General features: G+C 36.6%; 8 protein-coding genes. 3 read left to right on the top strand and 5 right to left on the bottom strand.

Features of this window, described 5'->3' with window-relative positions; genetic code table 11:
* Window positions 1-310: 310 nt before the first annotated feature.
* Window positions 311-2,560, bottom strand: coding sequence for a DNA topoisomerase IV subunit A (parC, locus tag D1092_RS03385; protein WP_120122186.1), 2,250 nt, complete (start codon window positions 2,558-2,560; stop codon window positions 311-313).
* Window positions 2,561-3,786: 1,226 nt separating this feature from the next.
* Window positions 3,787-5,580 carry an aspartate--tRNA ligase gene (gene aspS / locus D1092_RS03380; protein WP_148255606.1) on the bottom strand — a complete coding sequence of 598 codons (1,794 nt, stop codon included), beginning with the start codon at window positions 5,578-5,580 and terminating at the stop codon, window positions 3,787-3,789.
* Window positions 5,581-5,713: 133 nt separating this feature from the next.
* Between aspS and rnd the strand changes: the two genes are divergently transcribed.
* Window positions 5,714-6,868, top strand: coding sequence for a ribonuclease D (gene rnd / locus D1092_RS03375; protein WP_120122183.1), 1,155 nt, complete (start codon window positions 5,714-5,716; stop codon window positions 6,866-6,868).
* A 499-nt stretch (window positions 6,869-7,367) separates the two neighbouring features.
* On the opposite strand, the gene ppx is transcribed toward rnd, so the two are convergent.
* Together ppx and D1092_RS03365 are read right to left on the bottom strand one after the other, a co-directional pair.
* Window positions 7,368-8,885 carry an exopolyphosphatase gene (gene ppx / locus D1092_RS03370; protein ID WP_120122182.1) on the bottom strand — a complete coding sequence of 506 codons (1,518 nt, stop codon included), beginning with the start codon at window positions 8,883-8,885 and terminating at the stop codon, window positions 7,368-7,370.
* Window positions 8,886-8,891: 6 nt separating this feature from the next.
* Window positions 8,892-11,075, bottom strand: coding sequence for an RNA degradosome polyphosphate kinase (locus D1092_RS03365; RefSeq protein WP_120122181.1), 2,184 nt, complete (start codon window positions 11,073-11,075; stop codon window positions 8,892-8,894).
* Between the two features lie 325 nt (window positions 11,076-11,400).
* On the opposite strand from D1092_RS03365, the gene D1092_RS03360 reads away from it, so the two are divergent.
* Together D1092_RS03360 and D1092_RS03355 are read left to right on the top strand one after the other, a co-directional pair.
* Complete coding sequence (locus tag D1092_RS03360) at window positions 11,401-11,649, top strand: zinc-finger domain-containing protein (RefSeq protein WP_120122180.1); 249 nt, start codon at window positions 11,401-11,403, stop codon at window positions 11,647-11,649.
* A gap of 46 nt (window positions 11,650-11,695) precedes the next feature.
* Complete coding sequence (locus D1092_RS03355) at window positions 11,696-12,943, top strand: FAD-binding protein (RefSeq protein ID WP_120122179.1); 1,248 nt, start codon at window positions 11,696-11,698, stop codon at window positions 12,941-12,943.
* Window positions 12,944-13,126: 183 nt separating this feature from the next.
* Here D1092_RS03355 and dnaE read toward each other — a convergent pair whose 3' ends face one another.
* Window positions 13,127-16,615, bottom strand: coding sequence for a DNA polymerase III subunit alpha (gene dnaE / locus D1092_RS03350; protein ID WP_120122178.1), 3,489 nt, complete (start codon window positions 16,613-16,615; stop codon window positions 13,127-13,129).
* Window positions 16,616-16,887: the final 272 nt, after the last annotated feature.

Genomic DNA, 16,887 nt, shown 5'->3' with positions numbered 1-16,887 from the left:
AAGCGTGTAAACCTATTTTTACTGTTCCTAATCTTACAACAGCTCTTGGTACTTGAAACAAACTCATAAAAAAATTAATTCTTTTCTTTATAAATTTCTATTTATAATACCAATTCACTTGTGGTGTACAAACAGATCATTTTGATTGTTTCAACATCAAGAAGGTTGAAATAAGAAAACCTATAGATATTATAGCCTCTTATTTGAGATGAAAATAATATTATTATAAATCAATATATTATCATATATTAAAAACACATAAGCATTTCTTTTACGCTTTTATAGGCTTGAAATAAAAACGTTCTATTATTTAATTGGTAAATTTTCCTGATTTTGGAAATCCTTTTGGAACCAGACGTCCGACACCCGCACGTGTTCCCATCCATTCAATGAGATCTCCAGCTTGACGGTTAAAGATTCGTTCAGCGGTATCCTGCCAACTTAAGCCTTCTGATAAATTAAAAGTCTTGGCATCAACAATACCACCCTCTTTGTAACGTTGTAAACGAACTCCTTTACCACGATTCATTTCCGGTATTTGTTCTATAGAAAAAATAAGCATTTTGCGGTTTTCACCAACCACGGCAACATGATCACCATTGACCGAAACACAAAGCTTTACCTTATCAGGAGACTTCACATTCATCACTTGCTTTCCTTTTCGTGTATTGGCAATCACTTCTGTAGCAGGAACAATAAAGCCATTGCCCTGAGATGAAATTAAGAGCAATTTTTCTTCTGCATGATGCACAAAAGCTGTAAGAACATCATGCTCATCATCCATATCAACGACAAGACGAATGGGCTCACCATGTCCTCGTCCTCCAGGCAAACTATTTGCACCAAGTGTAAAAAACTTTCCACCAGTACTTATCAGCACAATCTTATCGGTCGTAAACGCAGGAAATGCTAACTTTAAACGGTCTCCTTCTTTAAAAGAAAGCGCTTTATAGTCGTTCAAATGTCCCTTCAAAGCACGCATCCATCCCTTTTCAGAAATAACAACAGTCACCGGTTCTTTTTCGATCATTGCTTGTTGAATATCGTCAAGATCATGTCTTGGCGCTTCTTCAAATGTCGTACGCCTTTTTCCTAAAAGCGTTTCAGGACCAAAAGTATTACGAACTTTTTTAATTTCTTCTGAAATCATTTTCCATTGTTTTATAGGAGAACTTAACAAATTCTGTAGTTTTTCTTTTTCAGCCTTTAAATTTTCAAATTCTTTACGAATTTCAAATTCCTCAAGCTTACGTAGAGAGCGCAAACGCATATTAAGAATAGCTTCAGCTTGATTTTCTGTTAATTCAAAACGCTTAATCAACTCCTTTTTCGGTTCATCTTCTTCACGAATAATCTGAATAACCTCATCGAGATTCAAATAGGCAATAAGATAGCCATGAAGAGTTTCCAATCGGCCATCAATTTGATCAAGCCGATAGTGAGAGCGTCGAATAAGTACTTCTTGACGATGTTCAAGCCATTGTTGCAAACTTTCTCGCAGCGAGAGAACATTGGGTCTTTTTCCCAAAGATAGAACATTAAGATTAAGAGGAAACCTTACTTCAAAATCAGTCAATTTAAAAAGGGATTCCATAAGAAGTTCAGGATCAACCGACCGATTTTTAGGAACAAGCACAATGCGGATATCTTCTGCTGATTCATCTTGAATATCCTCAAGCATTGGTAAGCGTCGCGCAAGCAACAATTCCGCAGTTTTTTCAATAAGGCGTGACTTTTGAACTTGATAGGGAATTTCAGTTACAACAATCACATAAGAACCACGGCTACCAGTTTCCTGATGCCAACGTGAACGTAATCGAAAAAAACCCCGCCCTATACGATAAGATTCCTCAATATTCCTTTTAGGTTCAACCAAAATACCACCGGTTGGGAAATCAGGTCCCAGCACAAATTGGTTTAAATCCTCATCACGCGTATCCGGATGTGCAATCAAATGCAGCGCTGCATCACAGAGCTCAGCAACATTGTGAGGAGGAATAGATGTTGCCATACCAACAGCAATACCTGAAGAACCATTGGCTAAAAGATTAGGGAAAGCACCTGGTAGAACAACAGGCTCTTCATCTTCTTCATTATAGGTCAAACGAAAATCAATAGCATTTTCATTAATTCCCTCAAGCAACAACGCAGCTACTTCAGTCATGCGTGCCTCAGTATAACGCATAGCCGCAGCATTATCACCATCAATATTACCAAAGTTGCCTTGTCCATCAACCAACGGATAACGAACCGCAAAACTTTGAGCCAAACGCACCAAAGCATCATAAATAGAAGCATCTCCATGAGGATGAAATTTTCCCATGACATCACCAACAATCCGCGCACATTTTGCATAAGATTGTCCAGGGTTCAGTTTGAGAAGACGCATTGCATGAACAATCCGACGATGGACAGGTTTCAATCCATCACGCACATCAGGCAATGCACGATGCGTAATCGTAGAAAGTGCATAAGCTAAATAGCGTTCCTGTAAAGCAGAACGTAATTCTATTGGCTCAATATGTTCATCATCAAAAGGTAAATTCATTTTATCAGACATAATATTAGAACAAAAATTCCCACAATAATAAGAAATTATTGTGTAGGATTTATTTAATGCAAACTTTTATGAGTAAACTTTTTTATTAAAAGTCAACGACATAAAAATAAACGTTGTAATTAGAACATGAACAGAAAATTATATCAATTTGAAAAATTTATACATATCTCTTCTCTATTATGCTAAACAATATATGAAAATATTTAATACATTATCGAAAACTTCTTTCAAGATCCTCCTTAAAAGGTAAAAAACAAAATAAACCAAAAGAAGTAGAAAATATTTTCATTGTTAAGGAAAGCAACAAGTATTTTTAAATAAATAAAAATCTAAAAAACTATGCTATTATTATTAAGCAAGCTGGAGTTACGATATAATTTTTCAAAACGATATGAAATAAATTTTTTTTATTTTTTCGACAACAACAATTTCTTCCAAAAAATATTTTGAATACAGATTATTCTCAACAAAAAGCTTATCAAAAGCTTTACTAAATCCAGTGATATAATTTAACGGCTATAAAGCGCTATTTCATCCTTTTAGGAATAACAAAAGCACCTTTTAAAAATCATCTTTTAGTATAAAGGCAAATTGTATAACAACTTCATCACGTTTTTCTATGAAAAACTTAAAAAATATTCAAAAATTATAGAGTGCTCAAGCTTAAGTCCATAAGAAGCTAAAATACATTATTTTCATAAACGCAAAGAGAGATAATTATATTTTATAATGTTATAAAAACTTCAACAAAATATAAATAATATATTGATATATAAAATAATTTATTCATTTATAACTTAAATAAAATCCCCAATATTCTAAATTTTTCTCATTTTTAATTTATTCATGATAAATCAATAACAATCATTTTCCTACTTATCACAAAGGGAAGAGCAACTATCTAAGAAAGGAACCACAACACTGAAACCCTTTGCATACAAAAATTATCAGCAATATTAAAACTTAAAAAGGAAAATGACGACTTATCCTTTATCAATAAAGATGGCAATGGCTTTATACCACTCATGATGTTTTAAGTTATATCCTTCACAAGCGAGCATCATAACACGCGATCGCCTACATTGAGAGATATTTTTTATAAATAATGCCTCTTGAAGGATTAATACAATAGCGTTTCTTACCTCTCTAAGTCTATAAACAACAGATATGCTCTCGAGAGGCATCAAAACTTCACACTACTGAGAAAGAGACGACATAAATCGACTTTATGAATTATTTTTGTGAGGAGGAGCCATGCGGATTCCTAAATCACGTAATTGTGTAGAGGAAACATCAGATGGCGCACTCATCAAAAGATCAAGTGCCTGTTGATTCATAGGAAATAAAGCAACTTCACGTAAATTTTTAACACCTTGCAACAGCATAATGATGCGGTCAATTCCCGCAGCCATACCGCCGTGAGGTGGAGCTCCATAATGGAATGCGCGATAAAGACCACCAAAACGATCTTTCACAACTTCCTTAGAAAGTCCTACAAGTTCAAAAACTTTAAGCATCATTTCAGGTAAGTGATTACGAATTCCACCGGATGCAATCTCATAACCATTACAAACAAGATCATACTGAAAAGCTTTAAGCGTAAGAGGATCTTGACACTCAAGAGCATTTTCTCCTCCTTGAGGCATAGAAAAAGGATTATGGGCAAAATCAATCTTTTTCTCATCTTCATTCCATTCAAAAAATGGAAAATCAACAATCCACGCTAAAGAAAAACTCTCTCTATCGACAAGATTTAATTCTTCTCCTACCCGTGTGCGAGCTGCTCCAGCAAAAGATGCAAATTTTTTTGGATCTCCAGCTACAAAAAAACAAGCATCACCACTTTCAAGTCCAAGTTGCATACGAAGTGCTTCAGTTCGCTGCTCACCAATATTTTTGGCAATAGGCCCTGCTCCTTCAAATTTTCCGTCCTCCTCACGCCAGAAAATATAACCGAGCCCTGGTTGTCCCTCACCTTGTGCCCATACATTCATACGATCACAAAAAGCACGGCTTCCACCCGTTTTAGCTGGAATAGCCCACACTTGTGCATTCTCATCATTCGCTAAAATCTGGGCAAAAACTTTGAAACCAGAATTGTAAAAATGCTGAGAAACATCTTCCATAATAATCGGATTACGCAGGTCCGGCTTATCAGAACCGTATTTCCGCATTGCTTCATCATAAGAAATGCGAGGAAAGTTTTGTGTCACTGTTTTTCCATCTGCAAATTCTTCAAAAATAGAACGCATAATGGGTTCCATAGTTGTTAAAACATCTTCCTGCTCAACAAAACTCATTTCAATATCTAATTGATAAAATTCACCAGGAAGACGGTCAGCCCGTGGATCCTCATCTCTAAAACATGGTGCGATTTGAAAATAACGATCAAAACCTGACATCATCAACAACTGCTTATACTGCTGTGGTGCTTGCGGTAGTGCATAAAATTTTCCCTGATGAACACGACTTGGAACCAAAAAATCACGAGCACCTTCCGGCGATGAGGCTGTCAAAAGCGGTGTTGTGAATTCCGTAAAACCATTATTTTGCATAGCCCGTCTCATAGCCGCAATAATTTCAGTCCGACGCATGATATTTTTGTGCATAGTCTCCCGACGCAAATCAAGAAAACGATATTTTAATCGGATATCTTCTGGATAATCAGGCTCACCAAAAACCGGTAAAGGAAGCTCTTCAGATTTTGAAAGAATTTCTACCTCTTGTGCAAAAATTTCAATCTCACCTGTTGGAAGCGTTGCATTAATAACCTCATCAGACCGTGCACATACCTCCCCATCCACACGAATAACCCATTCAGAACGCACTTTTTCAATAACTTTAAAAGCCGGAGAAGCTGGATCCGCAACAATTTGTGTGATTCCAAAATGATCACGTAAATCCACAAAAAGAATTCCTCCATGATCACGAACACGATGAACCCATCCCGAAAGACGAACTTGTGTTCCTACATCACATCTACGAAGGGCCGCACAATGATGACTGCGATAACGGTGCATGTTTTTTGCCTTTGATTATAATATTCACATGCGCTACAAACGCTTTTTAATAACCATTTGTCAAGATATGACAATAAAAACGCGAAAATAAAGTCAATAAAATACAAATTTAAATTTATTGAATTATAATAGAATGATGAATCTTATTACACAAACAACAGATCTTGAAATTGCACTTAACACTCTACGTACCTCTGACTTTGTAACCGTTGATACTGAATTTATCCGCGAAACAACTTTTTGGCCTCAACTGTGTTTAATTCAGCTCGCATCACCAGATGTTACAGTTCTCATTGATCCCATAGCACCAAATATTGATTTACAACCCTTTTTTGACCTTATGATCGATAAAAAAGTTGTCAAAGTTTTTCATGCTGCCCGCCAAGATATTGAAACAATTTATCATCTTGGAGGTGTTATTCCTTCCCCTCTCTTCGACACACAAATAGCAGGATCAATTTGTGGATTTGGTGATTCTATCTCCTATGATCAAATTGTACAACGCTGCACAGGACATCATCTTGATAAATCCTCCCGCTTTACAGACTGGAGTTGTCGCCCGCTGTCTGAAAAACAACTGCTCTATGCCCTTGCTGATGTCACTCATCTAAGAGATGTTTACCTCCTCTTAAAAAAAAGGTTAGAAAAAAATCAACGGACTCACTGGATGAATGATGAAATTACAATCCTTTTAAATCCTAAAACCTATGATATGCCAGAAGATGAAGCATGGAAAAAAGTGAAAGGAAAAGTTAAAAAGCAACGTGAACTTGCTGTATTACAAAAGATAGCGGCTTGGCGTGAACGTGAAGCACGAAAATACAATATGCCCCGTCGCCATATCATGAAAGATGAATGTCTTATAGAAATAGCAACCCAACAACCAAAAGATGAAACTGCATTAAAACGATTGCGCAGTCTTAATAAAAATTGGGATAAACGCTCAATTGCACAATCATTAATAAAAGCTGTCCATGAAGGTTTAGAGGTCGACCTTTCTACTTTACCTCCCATTCCCAAACATAATCCACTCAATGATACGACAGCGGCTGTTATTGATCTGCTTAAAGTATTATTAAAACTTGTTGCAAACGAAAACAACATTGCTCCTAAAATTATTGCAACATCTAATGATTTAGAAAAAATTGCCAATGGAGGAACAAAGAAAAATATCCCCGCTATGAATGGCTGGCGCTATGAAATATTTGGTCAAAAAGCTGAACAGCTTCTAAAGGGGCAGATAGGTTTTTATTTTAACGATGGAAAAATAAGCACAAAACAGCTTTAATGTACATTTCCCCCACATTCTAAGATTTCCATAAAATCTCCTAAAAGAGGTTTATTGTAATTACGATGAGCGGAAAATCAAAGGATTAAAAAAATTGTAATCGTATCTTCTTAAATCAATTTTACTTGAAATAATATGAAAGAATTTTTTGAGTGAATTTAAAATATTCTCATTAAAAAATCCTCTACGCTCCTTATTATCCACATCAACTGCTATGCTTTATAGGATAACACAAATAAGATAAATAAAATCTGCTGCTGACAAATTTAAAAACTTAAATCGCAAATGCTTATGCTTACTAAAGAGAACAGCTTAATCTTTGTCAAATCAACCAAATAACCATCTTGTTAAAAAAATCTAAAAAACACAAAGCTTTTCATAAAAGTTTAAAAAAAAATCTTAATCAAAATTGCAATCCAATCATTAAAAATGAGCGAGCATGAAAACTAAAATACCTAATCTTTTAAGATCTAAAACGCGAATAAATTAGCAGAAGAAATCAAGAAATTTCAAAAGCAAGAGGTTGATTTATTATTTTTGATAACTTCTTTAATCGTCCAAGAGGACGTTCTCCTAATAATCCAGCATAATTTTTTGGAATCTGCAAAACAATATGATCTTCTTTTTTAAGCCACAGTAAATGAGGTAAAATCCCTGCAACAGAAGCACTAAACAGATGAGCAATACGCATGGTTTCACCAAGAATACGTGCTTTCTCAATGAGATTTTGCTTTGCTAATTGAAAAATAGGAAGAGATTCTTTATCAATCAGTACACTCGTATTGCGAAAAAAAACAGCAAGCGCTGCATAAAGGCGCCCCTCATGAGAAATTCCTGGGTAAGACCCTAATGCTATCTGATTAGCTGCTTCATTACCCCGATAATCCGGATGTATACGCCAACCAATATCAGCAAGAAGACAAGCCGCTTGACGATAACGGCATTCATTTTCAGTTTCTGAAATTCCAAAAACATCAAAGGCATTCGTCGTAAAATCAATAAGCTCTTCTGCTTGTTTTGGAGAACGTGCCCGTAAAATAGCCATTTCTGTGCAGGCAGCAATGAGAGGATCTGAAAGCCGAATCGCCTGTGGCAAGCGTGAATAAAGAAAACCTTCACGAACGCCAGCACCAGAAAAGATTATCTTTTCAAATCCCATACACTGAATGAGTTCAATAAGGACAATTGCTCCATACGATAAAAGTTTCCGACGATTCTGTGAAACCGCCGCAATCCCCCTCATATTATCAATATTGCCGCCTGCGACAAGACGTAAAAAACTCTCCATTTCCATGGCATCAACTTCATAGCCATGCATAACAGGGAGCCGATAGTGTTTCATTGCCATATGAAGTTTTGCCAAATTACGCCATGTCCCCCCTACAGCATAAAAATGACGTGCCATACTTTTACGTGTACGTGAAACAGAAGATTTATAAAATTGCTCATGTACAATTTTCGCAGCAATAGCACTATCATTATTTGACATATATTGTAGTCGTAAACCACCCAATGGAAGCGTTATCCCTTCACCGACATCAGAATGATCAATATCAATAAGTTCTAAACTTCCACCACCAAGATCTCCAGAAAGTCCCTTTGGTTGATAAAAAGTAGAAACAACCCCATAGGCTGAATACATCGCTTCTTCACTTCCTGAAAGCAGATGTATTTTATTTTGTAAAATATCTTCAGCACTTTGAATAAACGTGACGCCATTTTTTGCATCTCGTGCTGCTGCCGTTGCTAAAGTATAGACCTCATCAGCCCCAATTTGTTGACAAAGCGTACGAAACCGCTTGAGTGTTCGCAACGCCATTTTCATCGCTTTTTCTTCTAAAAAACCTGTTTTTGCCACACCATGACCAAGACCACAAAGGATCTTTTCATTAAACAAAACCGTTGGTGAGCGAACAAGCCCCTCATAAATAACTAAACGAACAGAATTTGATCCAATATCAATAACAGCAACAGGCTTACGCCCTTTTAACCGGCCTTGAGCATCTCTATATGTCATTGGATTTCAGTCTTTATACATTTCAGCTTGTTGTCGACGCAATGCAACCAAGCGCGAAATGGAAGATTCAAAAGACTCATTCTCCCCCGCAAAACCTGTATTGGCCATAAAATACTCCTGCGCATTAAACGGACTTTCACCTCTCTGCGGTATGATACGTTTTGATGTTCCATCCTTGAGTATATCAAAGCTTTGTTGATTATCAATGAGATTAGCTACCATAATTTGTAAAAGAATCTGCCGCCGCACCATTTTATTAAAAACTGGAACCAATATTTCAATACGATGATTTAGATTACGAGGCATCATATCAGCAGAGCCTAAGTAAACAAGTGCATTTTCGTTAGGCAAATCTTGACCATTCCCAAAACAAAAAATACGACTATGTTCAAGAAAACGCCCTACGATTGATTTTACACGAATATTATCCGAAATTCCTGGAATACGAGGACGTAAACAACATATCCCCCGCACAACCAAATCAATCTGTACCCCTGCTTGACTAGCACGATATAAAGCATCAATAATTTCAGGATCAACCAATGCATTTACTTTCATCCAAATAGCAGCAAACTTTCCTTGTTGGGCATGAGCAATTTCTTCTTCAATATGTTGAAGAATACGACCACGCAAAGTTAAGGGTGAAAACGCAATCTTCATTGTTTCATGTGGACGCTCATATTGCGCAATATAATTGAACAATAACACAACATCATGAGCGATATCATCATCCGTGGAAAAAAAAGAAAGATCCGTATAAGTTTTAGCGTTAACGGGATGATAATTTCCTGTTCCAAGATGAACATAAGAACAAAGACGTTTTCCCTCACGTCTCACAACCAGAGACATCTTGGCATGTGTTTTTAAAGTAATAAAACCAAAAATAACTTGAACTCCAGCACATTCAAGATCCCGTGCCCAACGAATATTTGCTTCCTCATCAAAACGTGCTTTAAGTTCTACCAAAGCAGTCACAGACTTTCCCCGTTTAGCGGCTTCAATCAAAGCACTAACAATTGGGCTATCATTTGATGTGCGATAAAGTGTTTGTTTGATTTCCACAACATCAGGATCGTGGGCAGCTTGACGTAAAAACTGGACAACAACATCAAATGTTTCATAAGGGTGATGAATCACAATATCATTTTCACGAATAGCCGCAAAACAATCTCCATTATGTTTACGAAGAGATTCCGGAACACGAGGAATATAGGGGATAAATTTGAGGTCATCACGGGGAATAGAAACAATTTCTGAAACCATATTAAGTGCCAAAGGCCCATCAAGAACATGAATACAGTTATCAGGAACAGCAAGACTATTTGCTATAAATTGGCGTAAATTCTCTGGCATTTTTGCGTCAAATTCAACACGAATAACCTGACCACGCCGCCGCCTTTTAAGGGCCTTTTCGAAAAAATGAACAAGATCCTCCGCTTCTTCTTCTACTTCAATATCGCTATCACGAATCACTCTAAATATACCAATTTCATTAATCTCATAGTGAGGAAATAGATATTTGATAAAAAGATAAATAACATCTTCAGATGCAATAAAACGAAAATGATGCCCTTCCTCTTGAGGAAGAAGAATAAAACGCCTCAAAAGCTTTGAAATGGGCAATAAAACTGTATATGCGTATTGATCTACCTCTTCAAACAATTGAAACGCAAGACAAAGCCCTAAATTAGGAATAAAGGGAAAAGGATGTGTAGAATCAACAGGTAAAGGTTTTAAAACAGGAAAAATTGTATCAAGAAAATATTTTTCAAGCCATGATTTTTCAATTTCTGAAAGATCATCAGAACAAATAATTTCAATATTATTCTTTTTTAATTCACCACGTAAAACATTCAATTCCCGTAGTTGATGAGCCTGCAACTGTGAAATCTCAGCTAACACAACATCAAGTTGTTCTTGTGGAGTATACCCATCTGCACTGCGCGCTGTAACATGAGCACGAATTTGAGCTACAAGACCAGCAACACGAACCATAAAAAACTCATCAAGATTTGTTGCTGAAATCGAAAGAAATTGTAAGCGTTCTAATAAAGGATGTTTCGAATTAGCCGCTTCCATCAAAACACGATTATTAAATTGTAGCCATGAAAACTCTCGATTAATAAATCGTACCGGATTTTTCATTGTTATATCTGATATAGAAATTTTATCTGTCACCCTCTGTTCCATATATGCTCATTAAGCTTATTTTATACTTTCTAAAATCCTTGATGAAATACCTCACATAACATTCTATAATATGTTATCAGCTTCATAATACATCAATGTCTCATTTTTATTATTATTTTCCCATTTAATATTTAAAAATACTTAGAAACAAGTTCCCTATGCAAAGTGCTAAACACATGACAATTATTCTATATAGCATAAAAGAAGAGCACTTTACCTTAAAAAGCATCTTGCATTATTATAAGCATTATTACAAACTCACGCTTGTAAAATAGAAGAGCCTTATCATAGCTGATGAAACAATTTATTCTGGAGTTTATACACCATGGCTGATCATAACATTCCCCATTTCCAAAATGATCTTGGATATAAAACAATCGAAATTGGTGTGAAAGAATTTATGTGTGTAGGGGCGACACAACCATTCGATCATCCCCATATCTTTATCGATATGGGGGCAGCTGATGAAAAAATCTGCCCTTATTGCTCAACCCTTTATCGTTATGTTCCCTCACTCTCCTACGATCAAACAAACCCAACAGGATGTTTATATCATCCAGAAGAGTTAGTATAATGCGTTATCGGGCTTTCTACCATTCTTTTAGTTTTTCTTATTTAGTATGAAATCATTTGTGGAGCAATCACCCATTATCGTTGGAGGAGGAATTGCTGGTTTAAGCACCGCTTTAGCACTCGCTCATAAAGGAATTGCAAGCACCATTATCGAAAAGTGTAAGCAACTTGAAACGATAGGTGCTGGTATTCAACTCACTCCGAATGCAACATCTATTTTTGCTCACTGGAACCTTCTTAACAAACTCACTGAAGTCGCAATAATCCCAGATTTTCTTGAGTTAAAAGATGGAATATCTTTAAAAACACATCTACATGCTCATCTTATCAATCTAACAAAAAAATATTGGAAAGCCCCTTATATGACCATTCATCGTGCGGCTTTACAAAAAATTTTATATAATGCAGTAATTGAAAATCCTCTGATTAAATACAAAGCAGGCGAAACAATCATATCTTCTACCCACTCTGCAACCAACATTAAAATAACGACAATAAAAACAGATACAGCAATAAAACAGCTTTATACAACGCCCCTCCTGATCGGATGTGATGGCGTTTGGTCAACACTACGGCAACAATCTCCTTTTCATGAAAAAGCAAATTTTAGTGGCTTTATTGCTTGGCGTGCAACAACAGCATGTGATAATCTTCCCCAAAACTTTCGTTCTTCGTTACAAAATATGAAGACAATCACAGCATGGATGGGACCAAACAATCACCTTGTTGTCTATCCCCTTCAGTCATCAGAAAAAGTTTTTAACTTTGTCGCTATTACGCATGGAGAAAATTCAAAAGAAGGATGGGCCCATAAAGGAGATAAAGAAAAACTCAAATCTCTTTTTAAAGGTTGGAATTCAAAAATATTACGAATCTTTGATCATATTGATGAATGGAGATATTGGCCGCTCTTTCACATGAAACAAAATCGTTTTCTAGGCTTAAAGAGACAAGTATTTGTTGGCGATTGTGCGCATGCAGCTTTACCTTTTGCAGCGCAAGGGGCTGCTATGGCAATCGAAGATGCTGCCACATTAGCAGAAGTACTTTCATTGAAAGATCTTTCATTAACAAAAGCACTTTTGCTTTACGAAGCAACACGTATTCCCCGTATCGCAGCAGTCAAAAAACGTGGAGATTTCAACAGATTAGCTTATCATGCAATCGGCCCCATAGCCATTGCACGTAATCTCATGATGAAAATTCGTACACCTGAGAGCATTATGTCAAGCCTCCATTGGCTTTATATGTATGATGCGATGAATTCCATAAAAAATAATGATAAAAAATTATAAAATTCTTTCAGTATTTTGAATATTACCAAAGAAAGAGATTTTTTGACTTTATGGCACTGAAAGTCCATGATAATTTACTAAAATAAAAGCAAGATCTTTCGAAATCACCTATCTGATTTTTAAAGCTCAACTTTTCCAAAAGCAAAAAAAGCCCCCCATATAGCCTCTATCTTTAATCTCATTTTAACTCAATTCCACATCGACAATACCCTGAATTAATTTCATAGCATTTGCAACATGTGAATTGACCTTATATCGCTTTGGAAGTGCAATTTCGACTTCTCGCAATCCATCTTCTTGAATTAAAATAAGTCCAACCTCTCCATGTCCCCCAAGCTTTAAGTTTTGTTCAATTTGTGGAAGCATATCAACTGTTTTTATAAAAAGACGCATCATTTTATGCTGCTGTAATGCTTCCTTTTCCAAAGACTGAATTGTCTCAATTCGCAAACTAATCCCTTCAGAGCGATTTTCTGCGCTCACCGTAATAATAAAAGATTTTCCAGGTTCTAGCATCTCCTCATAATCCGAAAGTACTTCAGAAAAGAGAATAGCCTCATATTGCCCACTTGTATCAGAGAAATGAATAATTCCCATTTTTTTACCAGACTTTGTTTTGCGTACACTTTTTGCCACAACGGTTCCAGCAAGCCGTGCAGCTGTTGCCCCTCCTTTAACAGCATTGGCAAAATTGCTCCAAGTCTGAACGCGTTTTTTGGTAAGAATAACTTGATACTCATCCAATGGATGAGCAGAAAAGTAAAAGCCTATTGCTTGAAATTCTCTATAAAGTTTTTCAGCCAACAACCAAGGAGTCGTTTGGGATAAAATTAATGGTTCTTTTAATCCGCCTTCCATTCCAAATATATCAACCTGCCCGCTAGAGCTGTTATTGAGAATACGAAGTGCCCGTGCATGAAGTGTTCCAAGATTGGCTAATAAAACCTCACGTGCAATATTAAAACAATCAAAAGCGCCGGCACAAACTAAACTTTCCATTGCACGCTTATTAACAATACGAAGATCAACGCGTGCACAAAAATCTTCCAGATCCTTAAAAATCTTATTTCCACGACAAGCGACGATATGATCGACAACTGTTTCTCCCACCCCTTTAATGGCAGCAAGAGAATAATAAATACAGTTACCAGCAACCTCAAAAATACGATGAGATGTTTGTATAGAAGGTGCAATAACTTCAATACCCAGCCTTAATGCCTCACGCCGAAAATCATTGAGCTTATCGGTATTCATCATATCATGCGTCATTGAAGCAGCTAAAAATTCAACGGGATAATTAGCTTTCATATAAGCTGTTTGATAAGAAACAATTGCATAAGCAGCAGCATGCGATTTATTAAATCCATAATCAGCAAACTTTGCTAAAAGATCAAAGATAATATCAGCTTGCTCTTTATCAACTCCACCAGCAACGGCTCCATTGACAAAACGTGTACGCTGTTTTTGCATTTCTGCATGAATTTTTTTCCCCATAGCACGACGTAATAAATCAGCTTCTCCAAGCGAATAACCAGCCAGCACCTGAGCAATCTGCATCACCTGTTCTTGATAGACTATAACACCTTGTGTTTCTTTAATCAGATGATCTATTTTAGGATGAATAGAAGCAATTTCCTCTTCCCCGTGTTTGCGTGCGTTATAGGTTGGAATATTCTCCATTGGACCAGGACGATAAAGCGCAACCAGCGCAATAATATCCTCAATACAGTCTGGCTTCATTCCAATCAGCGCCTTGCGCATACCAGAACTTTCCACCTGAAACACGCCAACCGTTTCACCCCGCGCCATCATAGCGTAAGTTGCTTCATCATTCAGAGGAATATTTGACAAATCTATTTTGATCCCTTGTCTAGCAACAAAGTCAACGGCCATTTTCAAAACAGTAAGCGTTTTTAACCCAAGAAAATCAAACTTTACCAGCCCTGCCTGTTCAACATATTTCATGTTAAATTGTGTAACAGGCATATCAGAACGAGGATCACGATACATTGGGACAAGCTCCCAAAGCGGACGATCTCCAATAACAATCCCTGCAGCATGAGTAGAAGCGTGACGATAAAGTCCCTCCAACTGAAGTGCTATATCTAATACGTGTCCTACGAGCGGATCTTTTTTCTTTTCCTCTTCAAATTTAGGTTCATCCTTAATCGCATCCGCTAATTCTACCTGACTTCCTGGTGTGGCAGGAATTAATTTTGTAAGATAATCCACCTGACGATAAGGTACTTCTAAAACACGCCCTACATCACGCAAAACCGCACGGGCTTGTAACTTACCAAAGGTAATAATTTGAGCAACTTGATCACGTCCATATTTTTTTTGAACATATTGAATAACTTCTTCACGCCGTTCTTGACAAAAGTCGATATCAAAATCTGGCATCGAAACACGATCTGGATTGAGAAAACGTTCAAAGAGAAGAGAAAAACGCAATGGATCAACATCGGTAATCGTCAATGCATAAGCAACAAGTGAACCAGCACCAGAACCCCGCCCTGGACCAACAGGAATATCATGAATCTTCGCCCATTTTATGAAATCTGAAACGATAAGAAAATATCCAGAAAATTGCATACGCGTAATAACTGAGACCTCATAATTAAGCCGCTGTTCATAATCTGCGATCGTATACCCTTCAGCCAATCCAATCGTTTTAAGTCGCATCTCTAAACCAGCTTTAGCTTGACTTAACAGCTCATTATCTTCTGCTTCTAAAGTAGTTTCTGAGCTAGCAGATTGTTCTATAAAACGAGGCAATATCGGTTTTCGAAGAGGCGTTGCAATATGACAACGTAATGCAATTTCAACACTATTTTCTAAAGCTTCTGGAAGATCAGAAAACAGTGCAACCATTTCATTTTGTGATTTCAAATAATGATCTGGAGTCACCCGCTTGCGATCTGGATTAGAGACGATTTGTCCTTCTGAAACAGCCATTAATGCATCATGAGCTTCATACCCTTCTCTATTCAGAAAAAAAGCTTCATTCGTTGCAACAAGAGGAACTTCATGCGCATAAGCTAATTCAATAAGATCTGCTTCTACCCCTCTGTCATAAGAGCCATGCCGTTGTAATTCCACATAAAGACGATCAGAGAAAGTTTTTTTCAAATAAATTAGGCGCTCAACAGCGCGTTCTTTTTTTTCTTCTGCCAAGGAAAGATTAATAGGTCCTCCCTTACCACCCGTTAAAGCGATGATGCCTTCACTGTGTGCCACCAGCCAATCAGCTTTAATATGAGGAGGATCCGTATCACATTTATCAAGATAAGCACGGCTTACAAGACGAACCAAATGAGCATAGCCGGTTTTACTAGCAGCCAACAGAACGATAGAACAAAAATCAGAAGCATTCCGTCCTTTAACCAAACGTGAATGATTATTTTCATCACAAAAATCAACGGTAAGCTGACAACCAATAATAGGTTGAATCCCATGAGAAAGACAATACTGCGAAAATTCCAAAGCCCCAAATAAATTATTGGTATCACTAATAGCAACCGCTGGTGCATGATCTGAAATCGCCTGTTGAATAATTTGCGGGATTTTTAAAGCCCCTTCAAGCAAAGAATAAGCTGAATGCACTCTCAAATGAATAAAGCGAGGAAGAGAATTTTTGTCTTTTTGCAGTTTATTTTTATCTTTGATCACTCTCACAATTTCCTATTACAAACTAAATGCAAAACAGCACCCCTTAAAGAAAAAATTTCACACTAACATAACGTTAAAGCTATAAATTTATCATCCCACATAGGAAAATATCCCAATTTTACTGATATTTATAAGAGAGTTCTATCAAGAAAAGACCTCTATTCACAGCAAATAAACGCCTAAAATAAAAAGAAGAAAAATATATCTCATATAAGCCCTTTAATTTTAGTATTCTTTTATTGTATTTCTCATTAAATATTCATTTTTCTTCC

This window comes from Bartonella krasnovii (assembly GCF_003606345.3).
Lineage (GTDB): Bacteria > Pseudomonadota > Alphaproteobacteria > Rhizobiales > Rhizobiaceae > Bartonella > Bartonella krasnovii.
Note: the sequence above shows the minus strand (reverse complement) of the source record. Positions and strands in the feature narration are given on the sequence as shown.

What these genes read in the sequence shown, in the direction of transcription:
- parC (WP_120122186.1), bottom strand. Translation starts at nt 2,560, where the DNA reads ATGTCTGATAAAATGAATTTACCTTTTGATGATGAACATATTGAGCCA.
- aspS (WP_148255606.1), bottom strand. Translation starts at nt 5,580, where the DNA reads ATGCACCGTTATCGCAGTCATCATTGTGCGGCCCTTCGTAGATGTGAT.
- rnd (WP_120122183.1), top strand. Translation starts at nt 5,714, where the DNA reads ATGATGAATCTTATTACACAAACAACAGATCTTGAAATTGCACTTAAC.
- ppx (WP_120122182.1), bottom strand. Translation starts at nt 8,885, where the DNA reads ATGACATATAGAGATGCTCAAGGCCGGTTAAAAGGGCGTAAGCCTGTT.
- D1092_RS03365 (WP_120122181.1), bottom strand. Translation starts at nt 11,075, where the DNA reads ATGGAACAGAGGGTGACAGATAAAATTTCTATATCAGATATAACAATG.
- D1092_RS03360 (WP_120122180.1), top strand. Translation starts at nt 11,401, where the DNA reads ATGGCTGATCATAACATTCCCCATTTCCAAAATGATCTTGGATATAAA.
- D1092_RS03355 (WP_120122179.1), top strand. Translation starts at nt 11,696, where the DNA reads ATGAAATCATTTGTGGAGCAATCACCCATTATCGTTGGAGGAGGAATT.